Here is a 7,120-nt window from a genome sequence, read left to right on the forward strand (position 1 = left end):
CCGGACGCCGGCGGCGGTGGCGGCCGCCGCCGTCCGCCCGGCGGCCTCGCCGTCGGCGCGGTAGCAAAACGCCACGTCGTAGCCGTCCTCGGCCAGCCGGGCCACCACGGCCGCGCCGATGCCGCGCGAGCCGCCGGTCACCAGGGCGACCCGCGCGCCGTCCGCGGTCATCACGCCGCCGCGAGCTTGCCGGCCAGCAGGTCGCGGACGTGGACGAAGGTGCGGACGTCGGTGAACTCCTCGTCCTCGACCTGCACGCCGTAGCGCTGCTCGACGCGGACCATGATCTCCATGATCATCAGCGAGTCCACGCCGAGCTCCTCGACGAACTCGGCGTCGTCGGTCACGTCCGCGACGGGCAGCTCCAGCGCGTCGGCGACCAGGGCGCGCAGCTCCGCCTCATCGAGCCGCGCGGTCTCTCCGGTGGTGGGCTGGGTCATGGTGGCGGTTCCCTTCCTTCGGTGGTTGCAATCGCATGGGCACGCCCCGGCACCGGACCGGGCGGGGCGAGTAGGGCGAGCGCCGCGGCGCCCCCGTCCGCGGCGCCCTCGTCCGCGGCGCCGCCGCAGCACGCCAGCGCGCTCCGCGCCGCGCCGCCGTCGATGAGCAGGCCGGCGACCGCGCACTGGAGCACCCCGAGCGCACCCGCGGACCGTCCAAGCCGCACCGCGAGATCGACGCTCCGCGCAGCCTCGCCACCCCCCGCCCCGAACGCCGCCTCGGGCGTTGTGGTGGGCGCGGGGCTTCTGGTCGGGGCTTCTGGGGGGAGCCATAGGTCGGCTGGGGTGTCGAGTGCGGCGGCAGCGGCTTCTGCCGGGTCGGGGCGGCGCGCGTAGCCGCCCAGGTCGGCGTAGGGGCGTGCGCCGCGCGCCAGTGCGGCGTCCCGGGGTTCGAGGATCAGGGCCGCCGCGCCGTCGAAGCGAGGGGCGGCGTCGCCGAGCAGCCGCGCGACCGGTGCGGTGTCGGGTTCGACCCCGATCACCAGCGCCGCGCGCGCCCGGCGCATGACGATCAGGTTGCGCGCCCAGTGGAGCGCGTCGATGCCGCTGGGCGGGCCGTCGCACAGCGTCAGGCAGGGCCCGCGCAGGCCGTACCGGATCGTGACCCAGGACCCCACCACGTGGCTCGACATCGCGTGCGCGGTCATCGGGCTCAGCGCGGCGGACGAGTGCCGGTCGATGGTGTCCACCGCGGCGCAGACGTTCTCCAGCGCGCCGTACCCGGTGCTCACCACCGTCGCGACCGCCTCCGCGAACTCCTCGTCGCGGTCGTCCAGGAGCAGGCCGGCGAGCCCGGCGTCGCGCAGCGCCGGACCGGCGGCGCGCAGGGCCAGGTCGGACGCACGGTCCCGGTAGCGCGTTCCGCGGTCGTCGTCGCCGGCGGTGCCTCCCGGGTCCGGGCGCAGGGCGGCGGTATCGAGGTCTTCCGGCAGGAGCCCGGCCAGGCCGGTCGCCGCGGCGCCCTCGCCCCAGGGGGTGCAGGCACCGATCCCGGTGATCGAGACGGTCGGGAGGTCCGTCACCGCGGCGCCCCCTCCACTACCGCGACGGCGTTCAGGCCGCCGAAGCCGAAGGCGTCGATCTGCACTGTCCGCAGCTCGGCGCCGGTGACGCAGCCGATGGGCAGCCCGAAGCCGGCCGCCTCCTCGATCGGCGCCGCCAGGCCGGCGATCGGCGGGATCCGGCCCGCCCCGATCGCCAGCAGCGCCGTCACCAGGCTGAGCAGCCCTGACCCGCCGCAGGTGTGGCCGGTCATCGACTTGATCGCGGTGACGTACGGCAGGGTCGCGCGGCCGGCGAAGACCTCGGCGAGCGCGGCCATCTCGGTCGCGTCGTTCAGCGGGGTGCCGGTGCCGTGCAGCATGACGAGGTCGATGTCGCCGGCCTTCACGCCCGCGCGGGCGTGCGCGTCGCGGATCGCGCGGCCGATGCTCGGCCCGGACGGCCGCGTCGCGTGGTGCCCGTCGCAGTTGAGGCCCACGCCGCGGACCCGTCCGGCGACGGGGCCGTGGTGCCCGCCGGAGGCGCGCACGACGACGGCGACGGCGCCCTCTCCCATCAGCATGCCGCTCCGGTCCCGGTCCAGCGGCCGCAGCGCCCGCGGGACGCGGTTCTGCACGCGGTCGATCGCCCCGAACGCGCTCTCGGTGAGGGCGTCGGTCCCGGCCACGACCACCGTCTCGGCCTGGCCGAGGGCGATGAGGTCGGTGGCCATCGCCATGCCGTACAGCGAGGCCGCGCACGCGCTCGCGGGGGTGTAGGTCACCGTGCAGCCGAACTCCGCGCGCAGTGCGGGCCCGAAGTAGAGGCCGGACGGGGCGAGCGGGGCCTGCCCGCGCCACCACAGCTCCACCGAGCGCTGCTCCCGGAACGTGGTCCCGACCAGCACCGGGACGCCGGTCAGGTCGTGGTCCATGCCCGCGCCGTCGAGGGCCTGCCGGATCGCGTCGCACAGCCACCGGGTCGCGCGGCCCGGTTCGTCGCCGCCGGGTTCCGGCCGGTCGTCGATCTCGTAGGCGGCGGTCGCCCGGAACCGCCCGCGGTCGAAGGCGCGCAGCTCCGCCAGCCCGCCGCGGCCCGCGCACAGCGCGCCGAATATCGCCTCCGGATCGCCTCCGATGCTGCTGACCGCACCCATTCCCGTGATATCGCAAATCATCGCTTCTCCAGCGCGTCAGAACGCGCATCGAACACTATTCCGCGGCGCGGGGAGAGAAAAGGGATTGCGTGTCCCGCTGTCTCGCCGGCGGGACGCCGGGGCCGCGAAACGCGCGGTGGCGGCGGTTCCGGCGCACGATCCGAGCCTCTCGCCGATAACCGTTGTTAGGGTTTGCCGACGGCATTTTCGCCGAAGTCCGGGCGACCGGGAATGGCAATCGAGGAGAGGCATGCGGGTACTGCTGATCACCACGCCGGTGACGACCCATCTGACCCCGATCCTCCCGACGGCCTGGGCGCTGAAGAGCGCCGGCCACCAGGTGCTCGCGGCCGGGCATCCGGACGTGGTCGCCGCGGCGGAGCGGGCGGGCCTGCCGACGTGGCCCGTGGGCGCCCCCTTCTACATCCGCGAGCAGATGGCGGGCCACCTCGTGCGGGGCCGGCGTCCCATCGAGCTCGGCGTCTACCGCGGCACCGACGGCAACTGGGACGCGCTGAACAAGGTGTGGGTGGACGACGCCCGCGCCACGGTCCGGGCGTACCTGGACCTGGCGCGCGGATGGCGGCCCGATCTGCTCCTCACCGATCCGCTGGAGTACGCGGGGCGGATGGTCGGCGGGCTGCTCGGCGTGCCCGTCGTCCAGCACCGCTGGGGCATCGACGTGTTCAGCGGGCAGGCCGACGGGCTGGCCCGGCGCTCGCTGCCGATGACGATGGCGGACCTCGGGCTCGGCGCGCTCCCCGATCCCGCGCTGATCCTGGACCCGTGCCCGCCGTCGCTCCAGGTCGAGGACGCGCCGCCGGCGCGGTCCGTCCGGCATGTGCACGCCAACGGCTCGGGGCCCGTGCCCGCGTGGGTGCTGGAGCCGCCGGAGCGGCGGCGGGTGTGCCTGAGCTTCGGCCGGCTCACCGCGAGCCTGAACGGCCTCCCGCTGTTCCGGCGGGTCATCGACGCGGTGGCGGCGATCCCGGACGTGGAGGCGGTCCTGACCTTGGAGCCGGAGTTCCAGGAGAGGCTCGGGCCGGTTCCGTCCTGCGTCCGGGTCGTGGCCCCGGTGCCGCTGGAGCTGTTCCTCGGCTCGTGCGAGGCCGTCGTCCACCACGGCGGCTCCACGACCTGCCTGACCGCCGCCTCGCTCGGCGTCCCGCAGCTCGTCCTGCCCGGCTGGGGCGACGGGTTCGCGCTCGGCGAGCGGCTCGCCGCCGTCGGCGCGGGGCGCAGCATCGGCCGGGTCGTCGGCCAGAACAACGCCCGGGCGATCGGGGAGGCGGTCACGGCCCTCCTCGACGATCCCGCGTACCGGACGGCGGCGCGGCGGCTCGCCGACGAGGTCGCGGGCCTGCCTACGCCGGCCCAGCTGGTGCCCGAGCTGGAGAAGCTGACCGATTCCCCGGGGGGCTGAGGCCGGCGGACGCGTGCGCGTCCGCCAGCGCGCGCAGCGCCGCGGCGTCGCCCTCGGCCGTCCCCGTCATGGGCATGGCGCACAGGGTGGTGACGCCGGCGGCGGCGTACTCGCGCAGCCGGGCGGAGATCCGGCCGGGCGGGCCGAGCAGCGCCGTCCGGTCGAGGAACCCCTGCGGGACGGCCTGCGCCGCCGCCCGGGTCCGTCCCGCCAGGTAGAGGTCCTGGACGCGGCGGGCCTCGTCCGCGTAGCCCATCCGGGCGGCGAGCCGGTTGTAGAAGTTCTGGCCGCGGGTGCCCATGCCGCCGAGGTAGAGCGCGGCGAAGTCGCGGACGCGGCGCCCGCCGTCGTCGGCGTCGCCGCCGATCGCGAGCGGTACGGTGGCCGCCACGTCGAAGCCGTCCATGCCGAGGCCCGCGCGGCGCCGCCCGTCCCGGATCGACGCGAGCGGCTCCGCGGCGCGCGCGGGGTCGAGGAACAGGGCCAGCCAGCCGTCCGCGATCTCCCCGGTGAGCTCCAGGTTGCGGGGGCCGAGCGCGGCCAGGTAGATCGGGATCCTCTCGCGCGGCGGGCGGATGCCCAGCCGCAGCGGGCGGCCGGGGCCGCCGGGCAGCGGCAGGGTGTGGTGCCGCCCCGCGTACTCGACCGGGCCGCGGGCCAGCGCCTTCCGGACGATCTCGACGTACTCGCGGGTGCGGCCGAGCGGATCGGTGAAGCGGGCGCCGTGCCAGCCCTCGGACACCTGCCCACCGGACACGCCCAGCCCGAGCCGGAACCGGCCGCCCGACAGCGTGTCGAGGGTCGCGGCGGTCATCGCGGTCAGCGCGGGGCTGCGGGCGGGGATCTGCATCACCCCGGCGCCGAGGTCGAGCCGTGCGGTGCCGGCGGCCAGCCAGGCCAGCAGCGACACCGCGTCCGATCCGGTCGCCTCCCCGACCCAGCCGGTCGCGTAGCCGAGCCGGTCCGCCTCCGCCGCGACGCGCAGCACGTCCTCCGGGCGGCGGCCCGGCCGCAGGTATCCGAGGTTGACGCCGAGCCTCACGCGGCGGGTCCCGCCCCGGCGCGCAGCACCTGGCCGGTGAGCGCGGACGCCGCGTCCGAGACGAGGAAGACGACCGTGTCCGCGATGCGGGCCGTGTCCGGGGCGTCCGCGGGCGCGGACGGCGCGGCGACCACGTTGGCGGTGATCCCGTACCCGGCGTACTCCTTGGCGACCGACTTGACGAACCCCACGACGCCCGACGCGGCGGCCGACTCCAGCGGCCGGTCCGGGTCGCCGTCCAGGCCGGCGGCCGGCGTCACCGCGACGACCCGCCCGCCGCGGCGCCGCACGAACGAGAAGATCACCGTGCGGCAGGCGTGGTAGACGCCGTCCAGGCCTTCCATCGCGGCGGCCCAGTGCTCCGTGCCGGGCCCGATCCCGGTCGCGTCGGCCGGGGCCGCCGGGTCGGCCGCCGGTCCGGGGTCCCAGGCGCAGGCGACGACCGCGGCCAGCGGCCCGGCCTCCTCCTCGGCCTCCCGGACGAGACCGCGCACGGCCGCCTCGTCGGTGGCGGCCGCCTCCCGGGCGAACACGCGGCCCCCGCTCGCCGCGGCCTTCGCCGCGATCTCGGCCGCGGCCGCCGCGGCACCGGCGCGGTGGGCGAAGGCGACGTCGTGGCCCGCCGCGACCAGGTGCGGCACGAGCGCGCCGCCGCCCCCGGCGGGATCGCCGGTGACCAGCACTAGGGCCATGCCCTGCTCCCTTCGAGGCCCCCCTTGGAGGCGGGGACCGCTCAGGCGACGATCAGCTCGCCGCCGTCGACGCCGATGACGTTCCCGGTGATCCACGACGAGTCGGACGCCGACAGCAGCGCGACCGCCTCCCCCACGTCGGACGTCTCGGTCAGCCGCCCGTGCGGGTTCCGGGCGCGGCACTGCTCGGCGTACCCGGCGCTGCCGGGGATCTTGTCGAGCGCGGGCGTGAGCGTGGTGCCGGCCCGCAGCGCGTTGACCGCGACGCCCGCGGGCGCCAGCTCCACCGCGAGCTGCCGCACGTGCGACTCCAGCGCCGACTTGGCGGCGGACACGGCGCCGTAGCTCGGCACCACGTTGACGCTGCCCGCGCTGGTGAGCCCGAAGACCTTCGCGCCGCGCGGGAGCAGGCCCGCCGCGTGCAGGTCCTGCACCCAGTAGACGAGGCTGTGCGCCATCACGTCCAGGGTCATCGCCATCTGCCGGTCGGTGATCGTCCTGGTCGACTCGCCGGACGGCAGGAACGGCAGCAGCGACCCGAACGCCACCGAGTGCACCAGGACCCGCAGCCCGGCGCCGCCGGTGAGCTCGGCGGCCCCGGCCACCACCGCCTCCCGGGTGGCGGGCGCCGCGACGTTGAGGTTGCGGAAGTGCGCCTGGACGCCCGCGTCGCGCAGCTCCGCGGCGAGCTTGTCCGCCTGCTCGCGGCCGGCGGCGCGGTCGAAGTGCACGCCGATGACGTTGCCGCCCTCGGCGGCGAGGGCGCGCGCGATCGCCGCGCCCATCCCGCCCGAGACGCCCAGGATCAGGGACCACGAACCCCGCAGGGAGACCAGCGTCACTGTCGGTTCCTTTCCGTAGGCCCAGCGGGCTGCGTGGGCGGTGTCACCCGGCAGAGGGCGATGTTGCCTTCGGCGGCGGCGGTCAGGACCACGCCCGCGTCGCCGAGCAGCCGCGCCACCCACTCGACGGGCGTCAGGCACCCGGCCGGCGCCCGGACGATCGCCGCGCCGGGCGCGCGCTGCTTCAGCCAGTCCGCGATCCGCTCGCCGAGCGGCGAGTCGTCCAGGACGGCCTGGACGGGCAGGTGCCGCTCCCCGTCCGCGACCGCGGCCCACAGGCGCTCCAGCACGGGCCCGGCGGGACGGTCCGGCCCGACGAACCCGGCGGCGGTCTCGCAGTAGCCGCGCACCGCGGTGCCGGCGGGGACGCGGTCGGCGTCCTCGCACACCAGCGTCACCGCGCCCTCGTCGCTGTGCTCGTGCCCGGGCTCCTCGGGCGGGAGCCGGTCCTCGGCCGCGAGGTCATGGGCTCGGTCAGCGCCTA

At 76.6% G+C, this 7,120-nt stretch carries 9 protein-coding genes; 1 reads left to right on the plus strand and 8 read right to left on the minus strand.

The genetic code is table 11. From position 1 onward, the window contains the following. The 4 genes from E1300_RS45985 to E1300_RS46000 all read right to left on the minus strand — a co-directional run. On the minus strand, positions 1 to 171 hold a 171-nt coding region (locus E1300_RS45985), incomplete at its 3' end, for an SDR family NAD(P)-dependent oxidoreductase (RefSeq protein ID WP_131763572.1). Beyond that, positions 171 to 440 carry an acyl carrier protein gene (locus E1300_RS45990; RefSeq protein WP_131763577.1) on the minus strand — a complete coding sequence of 90 codons (270 nt, stop codon included), beginning with the start codon at positions 438 to 440 and terminating at the stop codon, positions 171 to 173. The genes E1300_RS45985 and E1300_RS45990, both read right to left, overlap by 1 nt. Then, positions 437 to 1,522, minus strand: coding sequence for a beta-ketoacyl synthase N-terminal-like domain-containing protein (locus E1300_RS50920; RefSeq protein WP_165503300.1), 1,086 nt, complete (start codon positions 1,520 to 1,522; stop codon positions 437 to 439). The genes E1300_RS45990 and E1300_RS50920 overlap by 4 nt, the downstream gene beginning before the upstream one ends. Beyond that, positions 1,519 to 2,637, minus strand: a complete 1,119-nt coding sequence (locus E1300_RS46000; protein WP_207400362.1) for a beta-ketoacyl-[acyl-carrier-protein] synthase family protein — start codon at positions 2,635 to 2,637, stop codon at positions 1,519 to 1,521. Before E1300_RS46000 ends, E1300_RS50920 begins: the two co-directional genes overlap by 4 nt. A gap of 250 nt (positions 2,638 to 2,887) precedes the next feature. On the opposite strand from E1300_RS46000, the gene E1300_RS46005 reads away from it, so the two are divergent. Next, on the plus strand, positions 2,888 to 4,060 hold the full coding sequence (locus tag E1300_RS46005) for a nucleotide disphospho-sugar-binding domain-containing protein (RefSeq protein WP_165503301.1): 1,173 nt from the start codon (positions 2,888 to 2,890) through the stop codon (positions 4,058 to 4,060). Here E1300_RS46005 and E1300_RS46010 read toward each other — a convergent pair. From E1300_RS46010 to E1300_RS50925, 4 genes are all read right to left on the minus strand, one after another. Beyond that, complete coding sequence (locus E1300_RS46010; RefSeq protein WP_131763575.1) at positions 4,002 to 5,102, minus strand: LLM class F420-dependent oxidoreductase; 1,101 nt, start codon at positions 5,100 to 5,102, stop codon at positions 4,002 to 4,004. The genes E1300_RS46005 and E1300_RS46010 overlap by 59 nt on opposite strands. Further along, positions 5,099 to 5,794, minus strand: coding sequence for an SDR family oxidoreductase (locus E1300_RS46015; protein WP_131763576.1), 696 nt, complete (start codon positions 5,792 to 5,794; stop codon positions 5,099 to 5,101). Before E1300_RS46015 ends, E1300_RS46010 begins: the two co-directional genes overlap by 4 nt. Positions 5,795 to 5,835: 41 nt before the next feature. Next, positions 5,836 to 6,636, minus strand: coding sequence for an SDR family oxidoreductase (locus E1300_RS46020; protein WP_207400363.1), 801 nt, complete (start codon positions 6,634 to 6,636; stop codon positions 5,836 to 5,838). Then, the coding region (locus E1300_RS50925; RefSeq protein WP_207400364.1) for a hypothetical protein at positions 6,633 to 7,120 on the minus strand (488 nt) is incomplete at its 5' end. The genes E1300_RS46020 and E1300_RS50925, both read right to left, overlap by 4 nt.

Origin of the sequence: Actinomadura fibrosa (assembly GCF_900659615.1) — a bacterium.
Lineage (GTDB): Bacteria > Actinomycetota > Actinomycetes > Streptosporangiales > Streptosporangiaceae > Spirillospora > Spirillospora fibrosa.